12 protein-coding genes are annotated in these 14,897 nt (G+C 58.1%); 3 read left to right on the forward strand and 9 right to left on the reverse strand.

Annotated features, from left to right (window positions below):
* Positions 1-16 precede the first annotated feature (16 nt).
* The gene (locus SELIN_RS13120) at positions 17-589 is read left to right on the forward strand and encodes a class I SAM-dependent methyltransferase (protein WP_013507118.1); all 573 of its coding nucleotides are present in this window, start codon (positions 17-19) and stop codon (positions 587-589) included.
* A gap of 1 nt (position 590) precedes the next feature.
* Positions 591-1,454 (forward strand): hypothetical protein, encoded by an 864-nt coding sequence (locus SELIN_RS13125; protein WP_013507119.1) that lies wholly within the window; start codon positions 591-593, stop codon positions 1,452-1,454.
* 71 nt (positions 1,455-1,525) lie between these two features.
* Here the strand turns inward: SELIN_RS13125 and SELIN_RS13130 are convergent, their stop codons facing one another.
* From SELIN_RS13130 to argH, 8 genes are all read right to left on the reverse strand, one after another.
* Positions 1,526-2,002 carry a hypothetical protein gene (locus SELIN_RS13130; RefSeq protein ID WP_013507120.1) on the reverse strand — a complete coding sequence of 159 codons (477 nt, stop codon included), beginning with the start codon at positions 2,000-2,002 and terminating at the stop codon, positions 1,526-1,528.
* Positions 2,003-2,099: 97 nt separating this feature from the next.
* A complete protein-coding gene (locus SELIN_RS13135) occupies positions 2,100-3,110 on the reverse strand; it encodes an ATP-binding cassette domain-containing protein (protein WP_013507121.1) in 1,011 nt (336 codons plus the stop codon).
* Between the two features lie 690 nt (positions 3,111-3,800).
* Positions 3,801-4,490, reverse strand: a complete 690-nt coding sequence (locus tag SELIN_RS13140; protein ID WP_013507122.1) for a GTP-binding protein — start codon at positions 4,488-4,490, stop codon at positions 3,801-3,803.
* Positions 4,487-5,698: an ABC transporter substrate-binding protein gene (locus SELIN_RS13145; protein WP_013507123.1), complete on the reverse strand. Its 1,212-nt coding sequence runs from the start codon at positions 5,696-5,698 to the stop codon at positions 4,487-4,489. The genes SELIN_RS13140 and SELIN_RS13145 overlap by 4 nt, the downstream gene beginning before the upstream one ends.
* Positions 5,699-5,868: 170 nt before the next feature.
* Positions 5,869-7,848 carry a sensor histidine kinase gene (locus SELIN_RS13150; protein WP_013507124.1) on the reverse strand — a complete coding sequence of 660 codons (1,980 nt, stop codon included), beginning with the start codon at positions 7,846-7,848 and terminating at the stop codon, positions 5,869-5,871.
* A gap of 40 nt (positions 7,849-7,888) precedes the next feature.
* Positions 7,889-8,521 carry a hypothetical protein gene (locus SELIN_RS13155; RefSeq protein ID WP_013507125.1) on the reverse strand — a complete coding sequence of 211 codons (633 nt, stop codon included), beginning with the start codon at positions 8,519-8,521 and terminating at the stop codon, positions 7,889-7,891.
* 13 nt (positions 8,522-8,534) lie between these two features.
* Complete coding sequence (locus SELIN_RS13160; RefSeq protein ID WP_013507126.1) at positions 8,535-9,644, reverse strand: serine hydrolase domain-containing protein; 1,110 nt, start codon at positions 9,642-9,644, stop codon at positions 8,535-8,537.
* Positions 9,645-9,663: 19 nt separating this feature from the next.
* Entirely contained in the window at positions 9,664-11,058 is a 1,395-nt protein-coding gene (argH, locus tag SELIN_RS13165; protein ID WP_013507127.1) for an argininosuccinate lyase, read from the reverse strand.
* Between the two features lie 333 nt (positions 11,059-11,391).
* On the opposite strand from argH, the gene SELIN_RS13170 reads away from it, so the two are divergent.
* Positions 11,392-11,793, forward strand: a complete 402-nt coding sequence (locus SELIN_RS13170; protein ID WP_013507128.1) for a response regulator — start codon at positions 11,392-11,394, stop codon at positions 11,791-11,793.
* A 496-nt stretch (positions 11,794-12,289) separates the two neighbouring features.
* Here the strand turns inward: SELIN_RS13170 and SELIN_RS14285 are convergent, their stop codons facing one another.
* Positions 12,290-14,842, reverse strand: coding sequence for a PAS domain S-box protein (locus tag SELIN_RS14285; protein WP_013507129.1), 2,553 nt, complete (start codon positions 14,840-14,842; stop codon positions 12,290-12,292).
* Positions 14,843-14,897 lie beyond the last annotated feature (55 nt).

Here is a 14,897-nt window from a genome sequence, read left to right on the forward strand (position 1 = left end):
ATATTGCGAGGAACCCATGGAGCAGGATCGCGAAAAATGGAATCAGCGTTATCGGGATAATCCACCAGGCCAGGAGCCGCTGGAGCTGGTGGAAAGCTACGCCAGACAACTTTCTCCCGGCCGGGCACTGGATATCGCCTGCGGCCTGGGCCGCCACAGCCGAGTGCTGGCAGCTCTGGGCTTTACGGTGGATGCGGTGGATATTTCCGATGTGGCCATAAAACACCTGCAGGAACTTGAACTTCCCGGTATCCATGCGCGCTGCGTCGATCTCGATCAGCACACCATAGCTCCAGACAGCTACCAGCTGATTCTCAATATCAATTTCCTGCACCGACCTCTCTTCCCCTCTCTTTTTCAAGGGCTGCAACCCGGAGGCATGCTGATCTTCCGCACCTTCATGGACGGCCCCGAAAACCAGGGCACCCCCATGACCAAAGAGCACCTGCTCCAGCCCAATGAACTGCTCCACCAGTGCGTTCCCCATCTGCGTATCCTGCACTACCGCGAATATATCTCCACCCGCCAGCAGTGGGGCCAGGCCTGGGCCGCCGAACTGGTTGGCAGACGACCGGAAAAGGAAGGGTAAGATGGCCGTTTTGCGCTCCAAGCCAAAAAAATACAGCTGGATAGGGAAAATTCTTCTGGTGCTGCTGCTGGCGACAGCTGCTGCACTCTTTACCACCCAACACCACGAACTGGCTCTGCAGTACAGTGGATTGCAGCAGGTCTCTCAGCACAACCAGGAGTACCTGCAGAGTGCCTTTGAGCGCTCACTGAAAACCTTTGCCGTTCTCTCAACCATCAAGGTGGGACTCTCCATCGTGGAGGGATCGACCATCGGCGTGGGTTTTGGCCTGCAGGTAGGTGACGTGGTCCAGGCGGCCTACGACTATGTGGACATTGCCTGGAAAACCGTACTGGCGGGAGGGATCATCCTGCTGGCCCTGCAGTATCTGCTGGCCATGGCGGAAGCAGCCGCTCCCTGGCTGCTCAGCATCACCTTTGCCCTGCTGAGCCTCACCGTTATCTGCCGGTGGCTGGCTCCCCACAGCGCGGCACTCGGGCGCATCATGCACGCCGTCAGCGCCTTTATGGTCGTGCTGAGTATCAGCATGGCCCTGATCCTGCCCCTGTCAGTCACAGGCGCATCCATGCTTTCCAGTCATATTACCGCACCGAGTCTGAACAGTGCGCAAGGGGTCTTCGACACCATCGAGCAGGATCTGTTCCGGGATTCCGCCGAGGAGAAGAGCATCTGGTCACGCTGGAACGACACCCGCGAGCGGCTCAACAAGGTCAGCGTTTACCTGGAGCAGAAGACCGGCGAGCTGGTGACTTCCGGCATGATGCTCATGGCAGCCTATCTCTTTGACTGCATCGTCTTCCCCCTGCTGCTGTTTTTTCTATTGCTGTGGTTTACCCGCGCGGTGACCAGCGCATTTCTGCCGTAACCCCGCAACCGAAAAAGCCCTCGCATATCCTTGCGAGGGCTTTTTCGGTCTTTTGTATCGGTGTTTTTCTGTCAGAAAATAAAGCGCGCCCCAAGCATCACCTGCCCGGAAAAATCCGTCTCGGGATTGAGGTCCATGGCTGGCGCGATGTCACCATAGATACTCAGGGGCATATTTGGGATAAAGTACTCGATGCCAAAGGGAACCCGTATGCCGAAAACATCATCGGGCTCATCGTCGTCGCTGTGGCCGTAAAGACCAAGGCCGTAGTACACGAAAACGCGACCTTCTTTCACCTGGATAACTCCGTGCTCGTGGAACAGGTAGTCCAGTTTCACCTTGGTCTCAGTGTCTGACCAGCCGGCAGCGAAGTCAAAGGCCCGCTCATTGTCCTGCCAGTACTTGATGCTGAGCCCGGTAATTTCCCCCAGGGCGAAACCGGCAGCAATCCTTCCCGCAGCTGCCGAAGACGGAATCATCAACATCCACGTCAGGGCCAGAAGAAACAGTGCGAGAACAGAGAATCTCGTGCAGTGGGCAATTTTCATAACCTTCCCCGTAAGCAAAGTGGTGGCAAGCCTTTGGCATGTGTGAAAATCATACCAAAGAATTTTTCAGATTGCACCACAGAATACGGTTGCCGCCCTACCACTGCCCTGGAGTGTCTTCAATTCTCCCACCGGTGCGAATGCGGTTGCGCAGGGCCAGTACCTTGCGATCGAGCTCCTGCAGGTGTTTCAGGTTATCCTGCTCCTGGACTGAGGTCTGCAGGACAGCGGCAATGCCACCGTTGCGAATGACGATACGCCGGGGCGCCATCAGGGCCAGGATGGGATCGTGGGTGGCGATGAGTACGATTTTTTCCTCGCGCACCAGCAGATCCAGGGCCCGCTGCCGGTCGATGCCCGCGTTTTCGATTTCGTCGATCAGAATAATGGGCGAACGGCTGAGAAAGGCCGTGTCAGCAATCATCAGCGCCCGTGACTGCCCTCCGCTGAGGGACGTGATGGGCGTATCCGCCTCGAAGGGCTCTCCGGCCAGAGAGTTGGCTTCGCGGATGATGGTGGCAGTAACTTCATCGCGGTTCGCCGTCAGGCGACTTTCGGCGTGCATATCCACGAACTCCTTGACACTGAGGTCCATGACGAAGTTCATATTCTGGGAGAGCTGGGCCACCAGCTTGCGCTCAATGGAAAAGCGCCAGGAAGCGTCGGGCTGCTGGCCATTGACCAGAACGCGCCGTTTGGTGGGCGTGTCTCCACAGGCCATCCACTCAATATCCCCCAGCAGGCGGCTCTTGCCTGAACCGGTGGGACCGACAATACTGACGATATCACCGCGCCGCAGCTCCAGGGTCACCTCCTCGGGCTCACCGCGTTTGTTCTGCCCGCCAATGACGGTCAGGCTCTCCACGCTGAAGCTTTGTTCACTGGCCAGATCGGCCATACCCTGCAGAAAGGCTTCGAAGTTCTCCAGGACACTTTCCGCCGAAGCACCCAGATCCTCCCAGCGCTCCTCATCAATGGAGTCGAGATACTGGGCCAAGGTGCGGGAGTCCTCGGCTGGCAGCTGCAGGCCATAGGAATCAAAGAAATCGTTGACATAGGGATGCTGCGCAAGCAGCTCGGTAATGGTCATGGAATCTCTGGTATGCATGGGAATATCCTCGCTCTGAAGTTTCGCATCTTGTTGTCTTGAATTAAGACATTATTACTCTGATGTTTACCACGCGGAAACAGTATTGAAGTATTGACTTTTCATGCTTGACTCATCTGGTATCTTTTTTCGCTTCCGGATATTGTCCTTTTTGACCGCGCAAAAAGGACTCAAAAACGCGCCCCCCGAACACCCGTTCTTCCGGCTCGCCTGCTCGCCTGTTCTGGAGATCCGGCAGACACTGCTTCCCTGCAGTGCTGCCGAACCACTCACTTCCTGTGAGTGTCCCTTCGGGTCTTACCAGCCAGGCGTCGCACTCACCGGACGGGCTCAGGGGGGAACGGCCTGCTTCTGCCTCTCCCCCGTGTGCTTTCCCAGCCAGGACGCGCCGACTGTCAGGTTGCTGAAAAGCCAGGGAAGGCGGTTGTTTGCGGCCCCCAGTTCCAGGCAAGCGGACGGCTGAAAAGGACAGCACCGGGGGTCGCTTCCCAGCCACTTTGGGCGGATCCAAAGTGGTAAAATAAACTCATAAACAAAGTGAGGGTAATGTCAAACGACGCCGTCTGCGAAAAACCATTTCCGCCATTCCAGCATGGCATCAGTGTCAGCGCAGACAACCTGCCGTTTCAGGGGCGCGAAAGTTGAGCTCGCTGTTATTGCATTTGCACGGCGATGCTCTGCTTGAACCCGCTACTGATCCAGGTTCTCCATCTTTCTCACGTTGCCCATCTGGTACGACTCGCCGATTTTGGTTTCGCCCAGGCAGTAGGAGCACAGGGCCGATGGCATGGAGAAGCGCAGGGAACAGCCCTGTACGGTGCTGATATCCGGCGACTGGGCAAAGAGGGTCGCCAGCTCGTAGGCTCCCTGGCCGGTAATGCCGTTCACGTTCAGGATGCGCCCTTTGGGGTTGACCTGCTGGGTGCGGAAGGCAAAAACCTCCCGCTCGGCCTGGGAGACAATATCGCCCTTGGTGATGGCCACAATATCAGCGGATTTCAGCATGGGGCCGATCTTGCGGGGGGTATGCACGCCGCTGAGGTTATCCACCACGCAGACCGAGGTGACTCCCTTGATATGGGGGGAGCAGCGGTTGCACAGACCGGCGCTCTCGCTGATGAGCATACTCAGCCCCTCGCGGATTCCCCACTGCACGCACTCCTCGATATTACTGACAAAAAAGTGGTCGGGACACATGGAGCCCGAGAGGCCCTTTTTCACCTTCAGTCCCTTTTTTTCATAGAGGGTATCGTCATCGGTGGCCAGGCAGTCGAATTTCACCACGCCGATGGTCTCCTGGCCCGCCAGGGCTTCCGCCACTTTCAGAATAACGGCCGTCTTGCCCGCCGAGGGGGGGCCCGCCACAATCACCAGTTTCATTGGCTCACCCCCACCGTATCTTCAAATATTTTCAGCGCGTGTTTCAGCAGAGCCGCCACATCGTTGTCGTGCAGGTAGTCCCAGCCAATCCACTTCCAGCGGGGATTTTCCGGCAGGACATTCTTCACGTCCGGGTGCAGGGAGGGAAAGAGCCCCTGATTGGTGAGAATACTGCCCATCTCCGGGCTGGCCAGGAAATCGGCCACGGGCCGGGTCAGCTCCAGACGCTCCTTTTTCACCAGCATGAACACCGGGCTGATAATGGCACCGTCCTCGGGCCAGATACTGCGGGCCGAACTGTTCTGGCGCAGCATCCTGGTGAAGAAGTAGGGCATCACCGTCACAAAGGGTTTATGGGCCGACGCCCGGTTGGAAGCGCGCACCATCTGGGCAGGGTGCAAATTGACATCCATGCTGCGGCCAAGGCGCACAATACCTTCGTCGCCGAATTCCTTGTGCAGGTTCAGGAGAATGCCGTTAAACAGGTCAAAGTCGGAAACGGGCAGGGCCACTTTCTTTTCGTAGCGGGGGTGCAAAAGCTCTTCCCAGGTGCGGGGAGCCTCCAGGTCAGGGTAGTTGTCCTGGTGAATGACAAAGACCGCCGGCACCACGGAGAACATGCCGTAGTCACCCCGTGGGTCGCGGATGTCCACACCGCGGAAGGCCTCGTTCACTCCCAGTCCGGCCGTGGTGTCGCAGAAGACGCCCTCCTGCTTCCAGGCTCCGATCAGCTTGGGGTCGAAGAATGTATCAAAACCCGCGCTCACCAGAATATCCGGCAGCTCCTCATGGTTGGACAGGGTGCGGATGTGCTCCTCGATCCACTTGGCGCCCACCGCCGCCGCCTCCAGGGTCGTCTTGACCTCCACCCCCGTCTGGGCGGTGAACTCTTCGCTGAAGCGGCCGAACGCTTCACTCAGGGGCAGGCGCACGGGGCAGGGCAGCAGCCCCTCCACCCGTACGGGAACCCTGGAGCTGGCGGAAAGCGCTTCGCCGCCAGTGGCCTCTTCCAGCAGACCGATCAGGGCGTCCAGGTCGTAATTTCCCTGTTTCGCCAGGGACTGCAGTTTCAGAAACCGGCCGATGGTCTGCACTTTGGCCGGGTCGGAGAACTGTTCAAAACCCCGCGCCTGGAACACCGCCAGTGTGCCGGGATATTGAGTGAGAATCTGCTCTATGGTCATGGAACCGGTAATTTTTGGTTGCACGGGGCACCTCCTTGCCTGTGGAAAATGTATCATGGGTTTTTCCGTAATCTGTTACTGGCGGAAGGGTAGCACAAAGTGCGAGGAGGGAATTGACCGAAGTCAAAATGAAGGAATAATTTGCAGTACAAGGTTATCCTGCTATGGAAAAAGAGGCACACTGGGCCCGCCAGCTAGCTGACGGGCCTTTCCACAGGAATCTCAATGCAGAAGCACGCCCCTTCCGTGGCGCTGCCCAGGATCAGATGGCCATGGAATTTCTCTTCGATGATGCGGCGGCTCATGTGCAGGCCGATACCCATGCCCGCCTCTCCCTTGGTGCTGCAGTAGGGGGAGAAGATGCCTTCGCGTACATGTGCCGGGATGCCGATGCCATTGTCGCGAAACTCCACCTGCACCAGGCCGGACTGCTGCGTCAGGGTGACGGTTATGCTGGCCTGAAATGGCCCCTGGGCTTTCCGCCGTTCTTCAAGCGCATCACAGGCGTTTGAGAAGAGGTTCAGAATCACCTGCTTGAACTCGTTGTGGTAGCCGTGCAGGGTGGCGCTGCGTTCCGGCAGCTGCAGCAGAATTTCGCTCTGACGCAGACGCGGCTTTAGTATGGCGGCTGCCGACTCCAGGGTCTGCTTCAGGTCGAACTCCACGGGGTGGAGGTCCGGCTTGAAGTAGTTCTTGAAACTGTTCACCGTGTCGGACATGTGGGCAATCAGGCGGTTGCAGGATTCCACGTGTTCACTTACCGCCTGCGCGCCTACAGACCCCATCTGGCTCTGGTCCTCGATATCCTGCATATGCAGGGAAAGGGCGTTGAGGGGTTGAGTCCACTGGTGGGCAATCAGTCCAATCATATTTCCCATCTCGGCCATCTTGGTCTGCTGAATCAGCAGGCGCTCCTGCTCCATACACCTGCGGGTCTCTTCGGCAACCCGTTCTTCCAGCTCGCAGTTCATGCGCCGAAGCTGCCCATGGTACGTATCAATCTGCTGCCCCATGGCACCAAACAGATCACGGATACGCCGGTTGGTGAAAATGGCCAGCAGGGTTGCTGCGGAGATGATGAGGAGAACCACGGCTCCGATGGTCATGATATTGAGCCAGGTGCGCTTCCACAGGTCGGCTTCCCGGTAGGCGATGAACTGCTCAATGTCGGTGAGGTAGGCCCCCGTGCCGATTTTCCAGTCCCAGTCGGGAATCAGGCGCACAAAAGAGAGATGTGGCATATCACGGCCCAGGGATTTTTCGTGCCACACATAGGAGAGAAAGCCTCCCTCCGGGTTTTCCCGGGCGACCCGCAACTGCTCCTGCAGAATTTTGGTACCCTGGGCATCTTCCAGCTCCCATGAGTAACGGGGTGGATCCTGCAGCTCGCCGTTCATGAGGATGGCATGGCCATCCACGGTATCAATAAAGATATAGTTGTCACCGTAGCGCAGCTCGGCCAGGGTCAGGAGGATCTCCTGCTGCAGCTCATCGCGGAAGCGATCCAGGAACTCAGCACTGCCGATATACCAGTCCCAGAGCCCGAGATCGCGGACATAGCTGATCTGGGCATGGAAAGTTTCCGGGTCTTCTGGTTTAAAGAAGGCATCCACATTAAAACCTGAGCCCTCTTCCCGGGCAGTCCTGGCCTGCTGACGCACCACATAGTTTCCGCTGGGGTCAGTAATATCGGCCAGGCTCTGCCCTTCCTGGCCGGGATTGCGGGGCAGCAGCACCGACTGCAGATCGTACCGGTTGATCCAGATATAGGAGTCACCCTCCCGCCAGCTCATGGCGCGCAGGGCTTCCACGATCATCTGCTGCAGCTCCTCGTCACTGATGGTGCCGTGGTAGCGCTGATAAAGCGCATGGGCAACCGTGTACGCCTGATCCACCCGCTCGCGAACCGTTTCTCCCAGACGCGCCTGGGCCTGCTCCCGGTGCTTGCTGATCACCTGCACCGCGTTATCCACCCGCTCCTGCAGCATGGACTGCTGGCTTTCCATATGGGACTGGCGAATCCAGTGTTTCTCTTCCTCAAAACGGCTGTAGGTTTCCCGCAGAAAAAGGGTGGAAGAGAGGATGGCTACCAGCAGCAGGCTTACGAGAGAGAAAAGCAGAATCCAGCGACGAATGGAGTGCTCGGTACGGCGAAAATCAAGGGATTCCGGCATGGAAGAGTCTCATTTCTTTTTCCGGGAGCTCTTTCCGCGATCAGGGAACGCGGAAAATCAGCTCATCCGATGGTGGTGAAACGGTGAAACGGTCAAGACGCAGATAGACCCGATACCGGTAGGTGCGACCCCGCACCACCCGCTCGTCGCGGTACTGGCTCTGGCTGGTGGTGGCAATGCGCTCATAGGCCCGCTCTTCGCTGGAGCGCATGATTTCAAAAACACCCTGTTCGGGAGCGTTGATATTCAGCAGAACGGCTCCCCCATGCCAGACAGCTTCCATCCGGGGCGCGGCGGGCAGGGCGCGGAAATCCACATTCAGCACCGCCGAGGACAGGCGCTCACTGGAGCGAACCCCGGCGCAACCGTAGCGGTAGCTGTCACCAGGGATCACGTCAGTATCCAGGTGGGCAAAACTGACCTTCTCGTGGCGCAGGATAACGTGGTCAGGCCCATAGACACTCTGCCCCTGAGGACGTCGCGCCCGCACCAGGCCGGTTTCACCGCGAAAAAAAGGAGGGAACTTGCAGGTAACCAACACGCCTTCGCCAGTATTCACCGCTTCTATAACCACATCGGCGGTCTCTTCTTCCAGGATGATGGGTGTCTTCACCCCGCAGCCCGCCAGGGCGACGAGGAGGAGCAGAAACAGGACGCCATAAACAGATTTCATAGGTATCTCCTGGTTATTCAAGGGCTCGCAGGAGCCTGGGAAGAAAGCGAAAGGGCAGGGGCGCGGCCGCAACCTGATCCACCGTGCCACAGAGAAACAGCTGCTTTTCCGGGCAGAAAAAGAGCCACGAGCCACTGGCACCCGTATGTCCAATCACCGCAGGAACCGGCTTGAAAGGCGTCAGAATCCGGGGAACCTGAAAGCGCATCATACCGGCTCCATACTGAATTGGCCAGCCGGGAAGCTGCAGCGACGCCAGATCCCGTGGCACACCGAAGGAGTTCCAGCGCTGCATCTGCCTCAGGGATAATTCATCGCTCAGCAGCTGTCCTTGCGTCAGGCCCCGCAGAAAATCCAGCTGATCCCTGGCGGTGCTGTACAGATCGCGAAAGGAGGCCATCAGGCGAGGGATGCGCAGGGGCGTGGCACCAGCCCACACCGTGGCCGGCATCGGCTCGTGGCCACCCGCCGGATCACAGAGAACCGTATTTTCCAGGCCCAGGGGCTCCAGGATGAGATTGCGCAGCACCTGGCCAAAGGGCATTTCCAGCCGGTGCTCCAGAACGCCGATGAGAAGCTGGAAGTTGGTATCGGAATAACGGACTCTGGGCTTTGCCTTCCCCGGGGACTGGGGCGGAAAGTGAGCCTCCAGCTCGCTGCGGACATACTCCAGCATCTGCGCAAGATCAATGGAACGGTCACTTTCCGCTGCAATGCCCTCCAGCAGGCTGCTTCTGCCACGGGGGCGATCCACAATCCAGTCGGGCAGTCCGGAGGTGTGGCTCAGCAGGTGCTGCAGCGTCAGTTCGCCGGTAAAGTCCATGCCGCGATAGTGGTGCAGCTGGCCAATCAGGGAGTGGGGCAGGTGAGCGCAGAGAAGGTCGCCGGTGCTGAGCACCCCCTGTTCCTGAAGTTTCAGGAGGGCAGCCGCAATATACAGTTTGGTGATGCTGGCAATGAAGTACGGAGTCTGCGCCCCCATGGGCGTACCATCAGGCTGGGCGCTGCCCGCCACCCCAATCCAGCTCAGCTGGCCATCGACGCTTTCAACGCCCAGGACAGCGTGCTTCACCAGGCGTTCCGCTGCCAGCTGCTGCAGGGCCTCTTCCAGAATCGCACTCACGCCGCCAGCTCCCCGTTACTCAGGCGAATTCGGGGCGGCTGCGGATAGCTTCGAGCTGGACCTTCACCTGTTCAGGCGCCGTTCCTCCATAGGATCTGCGGCTCTGGACACTCTTTTCCACGGTGATGAACTGGTAGATGTCCTCGCCGATGGAGGGGTGGAAGCCCTGCATGGTGGCCAGGTCCACCTCTGGCAGGTCGATCTGATGTTTCTCGCAGTGGGCCACCATTTTACCCACCACTTCATGGGCATCGCGGAAGGGCAGGCCGCCGCGCACCAGGTAGTCGGCCAGGTCAGTGGCGGTGGAGAAGCCCAGTCCGGCCACGGCGCGCATGCGCTCGGCGTTGAAGGCGGCGGTGCAAATCATGTCGGCGTAGATGCGCAGGGAGCCCACCACGGTGTCAATGGTATCGAACAGGGGTTCCTTGTCCTCCTGCATATCCTTGTTGTAGGCCAGGGGCAGGCCCTTCATCACCGTCAGCAGGCTGATGAGGTTGCCGTAGACCCGCCCGGTCTTGCCCCGCACCAGTTCGCTCACGTCGGGGTTGCGCTTCTGGGGCATGATGCTGGAGCCGGTACAGTAGCCATCGGAAAGGCGCAGGAAGCGGAATTCCGAGGAACTCCACAGGATGAATTCTTCGGAGAGGCGCGACAGGTGCATCATCACCAGGGACGCGGCACTGCAGATTTCGATAAAGGCATCGCGATCGCTGACCGTGTCCAGGCTGTTGCGGCTGACACCGTCAAAGCCCAGTTCGCGGGCCACGTACTGGCGGTCGATGTCAAAGGTGGTTCCCGCCAGGGCTCCCGCGCCCAGGGGCAGCACGTTGACCCGTTGATATATCTCGCTGAAGCGCTGGGCATCGCGATCGAACATTTCAAAGTAGGCCAGCAGGTGGTGGGCCAGCACAATGGGCTGGGCCGTCTGCAGGTGGGTGTAGCCGGGCATAATGGTTTCGGTGTGCTGGCTGGCCTGCTCCACCAGGGCGCGCTGCAGATTGCGCACAAGCTCAATGATCTGCTTCACCGCGTCGCGGGCGTAGAGGCGACTGTCCAGAGCCACCTGGTCGTTACGGCTGCGGGCCGTGTGCAGCTTGCCGCCCACGGGGCCGATCTTTTCAATCAGGCGCTTTTCGATGTTCATGTGCACATCTTCCAGGCTGACCAGAAACTCGAAATCTCCGTGTTCGATATCGTGCAGGATACTCTCCAGCCCCGTGATGATCATGTCGCGCTCCACCTCGTGCAGGATGCCCTGCTTCGTCAGCATACGGCAGTGGGCAATGGAACCGATGATATCGTAACGGTAGAGCTTCTGGTCGTAGCTGACGCTGGCGGTAAACTCCTCGGTGAATTTTTCCATGGGCTTTTCGAAGCGGCCACCCCAGAGCTTTTTGTCATCCTGCTTATTCACGGAAACCTCGCTTGTATGATGATGTGAATCGCGATAAGAAAGCATTTTACCGGAAAATACCCCGATGCGGAACACCTGCAGGATCCGGTAAACTGTTGCGGGCAAGGATACCAAAACCTCCTGACAGAAGCAAAAAAGAGTTCGTCCGACAGGTCTGGAAAAAAACCGGAAAAAACGCGCTTCTTCGTGGCCTTCTGGTTCCAGGTTCAAGGAAGTGCTTGAAGTTTTTCTCAACTGATATGATAATCGGGTTTACAATGCCGCAAAGCAGTTTACAAATCGCAACCATATGCGCCGTTCTCTGGGCATTACAACACCGCAAGGAAAGACACCATGTCCACTACCGATACCACCAGAAGCCTGGCAGATATCAGCATACTCTACGTGGAAGACGATCTGCTGACCCTGCGCTCCATCGGGCGCATGATGGGAAGACGGGTGCGTGAAGTGCGCCTTGCGGCCAATGGTCTGGAAGCCCTGGAGGCTTTCGCCGACCATCCGGCGGATATTGTGGTCACCGATATTGAAATGCCCGGCCTGGGCGGCCTGGGCCTGATTGAAAAGTTGCGCCATGAACATGATTTCCGCAATCCCATTGTAGTGCTGACCGCCTACAAGAGTGATCAGTACCAGAGTGATCTGGCTGACCTGCATCTGTACAAGCCCATCAACACCCAGGAACTTTTTGCCTCCATCGAGGCACTGGTACCGAAAATCCAGTGTAGCCATTCATAGACAGAGAAGACATTGTCCTTTTTGACCGCGCAAAAAGGACTCAAAAACGCGCCCCCCGAACGCCCGTTTTTCCGGTTCGTTACTCGCCTGTCCTGGAGATCCGGCAGCAGGCTGCTCAAAGAGCCCCCATCTGCTGCGTTGCCGGGCATCGCTCGTCACTGCGACGTACAGGGAGTACGCCTCGCTCCTCGCTTTGCCCGCGCCTTGCACCTGGGCCTCTTTGCGTTGCCTGACCCCTGCATCCCTGCAGTGCTGCCGGACCACCTGCTTCCTGCAGGTGTCCCGTTCGGGTCTTGCCTGCATAACGCTATGGACCCGCAGGGTTGCCGCCACGAGGGCGGCAACCGCAAACCAAAAGCCAGGGAAGGCGGTTGTTTGCGGTCCCCAGTTCCAGGCACCACTTTGGGCGGGTCCAAAGTGGCACAAGAAACTCGTATACCTGGTGCAGGATAAGATCAAGTGACGCAGTCTGTGCAGAACTACTTCCCTGAACCCGTTACGCTTCTTCAAACTCCACGACCACGTATCCACCGCTGTCGTGGGTATTCCCAAGGCGCACTGAGCCACTCAGCTGCTCGGACAGGGTGTGGATCAGCTCCATTCCCAGGCTGCCCTGCCCCTGCAGCAGAAATCCGGCGGGGAATCCCACGCCATCATCCTGCACTTCCAGCAGATAGCGGCCCCCGGACTGGGGTTGCAGCCTGATGAAAAGGACTCCCTTTTCCCGATCCGCAAAAGCGTGCTTCAGGGCATTGGAAATGAGTTCGTTGAGGATGAGTCCCAGGGGAATAGCCGTGTTGATGCTGAAGGTGACATCGGCGACATCCACCTCCAGGCTGATCGCCTGGGCATTGGCCTTGTAAGTGCGGAAGAGATTCTGGCACAGGGTTCTGACGTAGCCGGCAAAGTCGATGCGCGCCAGGGTGTCCGACTGGTACAGCTTTTCGTGGATCAGGGCCATGGAGCGGATGCGGCTCTGGCACTCTTCCAGAACTTCCACCACGCGGGCGTCATCGGAGCTGTGCAGGGACTGCAGGTTTAACAGGCTTGAGACGATCTGCATATTGTTCTTCACCCGGTGGTGAATCTCCTTGAGCAGCATCTCCTTCTCCTTGAGGGAAGCCAGGGTATTGTCGCGCAGCTGCTTCTGCTCCGTGATATCCCGCACGCTGGCCAGTATGACGTCTCGCTCGTCCAGGGATATCTTGCGCAGGATCACATCCACATAGAAGCTACTTCCATCATGGGGCCGCCGGGCGTGCCATTCAAAACGCCTGACCTCGCCCTGAACCACCTGCTGCCACATCGTTGGCAGCAGGGTGAAATCGTTATCGGGGGCAGAGTAGTCCCTGGCAATGTCAAAGCTGAGTGCTTCTTCGGCGCTGACCCCGTACATCCGCAGCATGTTCTCGTTGACTTCGAGAATCTGGCCATTCACATCGTGAATGAAAATGGCGTCGTTCATGTTCTCGAGAATCGTCTTCTTGGCCAGCAGCTCCCGCCGGCGCTGGCGTGCGAACTTCTCCTGGGTCAGATCACGCACAAAGACGAGAAAGAGTTCCTGGTCACCATACTGCATATTCTGTACCCGCACCTCGCCGGGAAAAACCACGCCATCGCGGGTGCAGTTTTCCACTTCCTGGGTAAAGTAACCCTTGTTGCGCACTGCCAGCAGGCGCTTACGGGTATTTTCCGGGTTAAACTGGCGATCCACATGCCACAGGCGCACGTCCCTGCGCAGTTCTTCAACGGTGTAGCCATAAAGCTCCGAAGCAGCGCGATTGGCATAGACAAACTCACCTTCGATGGAGTGGATGAGTACTGCCTCGACGCTGTTGTCCAGGGTGAAGGAGAGCTGTTCCAGCTGCTGGCGCAGCTGCTCGCGTTCGGTGATATCGCGGGCCACGCCGATCAGACCAATCATCTGGCCATGCTCGTCGCAGTATGGTGTTTTCAGGGTATCCATCATGGCGCGACGACCATCGGGATAGGTCACCCAATCGTCATGGCGGCGAGCCTGCCCATGCTCCAGCATCACCCGATCCTGACGGTGAAATTCGGCGGCAAGTTCCTGCTCAAACAGGTCGTAATCGGTCTTGCCCACAACTTCTGCGCGCTTCGCGCCCACCAGTTGCTCAAAGGCCCGGTTGCAGCCAAGGTAACTGCCGTCACCATCCTTGATGAAGATAATATCCGGTATAGAGTCCAGCAGCGACTCCAGCAGCGCCTTCTGGGTCGTGATTTCCTGCTGGGCACGATTGCGTTCCGTGACGTCGGTGAGTACTCCCACGATGCCGGTGAAATCATCTTCATGAACTTCGATGCGGGACTTGGTGAACACCACATCGGCCCAGCTGCCATCGCCGCGCTGTATCTGCATTTCGCAGCTGAGCGTCTGATCTTTGCCTGCCAGCAGGCGCTGGTCGTGATCTTCACAGGTCTTGCACCATTTAGCCGCGATAACCTCCCGGCAGGTTTTGCCCAGGAGCTCCGGCATGGTGCGTCCCACCAGCTCTTCAAAGGCAGGATTCACCTCCAGATAACAACCATCGGCATCTTTCAGGAAGAGGGGCAGGGGAATGGTCTCCATGAGCTGGCGGTTGAACTCAAGCTCGCGGCGCAGCCGGGTATTGGCCTGGCGCAGCTGCCGCTCCTTTTCAATCAGACGCAGGTACATGCGGACCTTGTTGAGCAGCTGTTGGTTATCCAGCGGCTTGGTGAGGTAGTCCACGGCGCCGACATCGAAACCCTGGCGCACAAACTCTTCACTTTTATAGAACGCGGTGAGAAAGATAATGGGCACATCCATGGCCTGGGGGAGCACTTTGATATGCTGCGCCAGCTCAAAGCCGTTCATGACGGGCATCTGAATATCCAGCAGAATCAGGTCAACAGGCTCGCGCCCCAGGATTTCCAGCGCCTCCTGTCCAGAGGATGCATTGATGACACGGCACTGGGGCAGCTGCTCCAGCAAAGCCTGCAGGCTGAAAAGATTAAAGCTGTTATCATCAACACTCAGAAGCGTATAGCCGGCTTGCGGTGGTGCCATGGTTTTCCTCCTGGCTATGGGTACGTTTTCCTTGAGCAGAGTGCCATTGTTGCTG

Source organism: Desulfurispirillum indicum S5 (genome assembly GCF_000177635.2).
Classification (GTDB): Bacteria; Chrysiogenota; Chrysiogenetes; order Chrysiogenales; family Chrysiogenaceae; genus Desulfurispirillum; species Desulfurispirillum indicum.

Coding starts and splice junctions, on each gene's coding strand:
- SELIN_RS13150 (WP_013507124.1), bottom strand. CDS start 7,848: ATGCCGGAATCCCTTGATTTTCGCCGTACCGAGCACTCCATTCGTCGC.
- SELIN_RS13120 (WP_013507118.1), top strand. CDS start 17: ATGGAGCAGGATCGCGAAAAATGGAATCAGCGTTATCGGGATAATCCA.
- SELIN_RS13125 (WP_013507119.1), top strand. CDS start 591: ATGGCCGTTTTGCGCTCCAAGCCAAAAAAATACAGCTGGATAGGGAAA.
- SELIN_RS13170 (WP_013507128.1), top strand. CDS start 11,392: ATGTCCACTACCGATACCACCAGAAGCCTGGCAGATATCAGCATACTC.
- SELIN_RS13130 (WP_013507120.1), bottom strand. CDS start 2,002: ATGAAAATTGCCCACTGCACGAGATTCTCTGTTCTCGCACTGTTTCTT.
- SELIN_RS13140 (WP_013507122.1), bottom strand. CDS start 4,490: ATGAAACTGGTGATTGTGGCGGGCCCCCCCTCGGCGGGCAAGACGGCC.
- SELIN_RS14285 (WP_013507129.1), bottom strand. CDS start 14,842: ATGGCACCACCGCAAGCCGGCTATACGCTTCTGAGTGTTGATGATAAC.
- SELIN_RS13135 (WP_013507121.1), bottom strand. CDS start 3,110: ATGCATACCAGAGATTCCATGACCATTACCGAGCTGCTTGCGCAGCAT.
- SELIN_RS13155 (WP_013507125.1), bottom strand. CDS start 8,521: ATGAAATCTGTTTATGGCGTCCTGTTTCTGCTCCTCCTCGTCGCCCTG.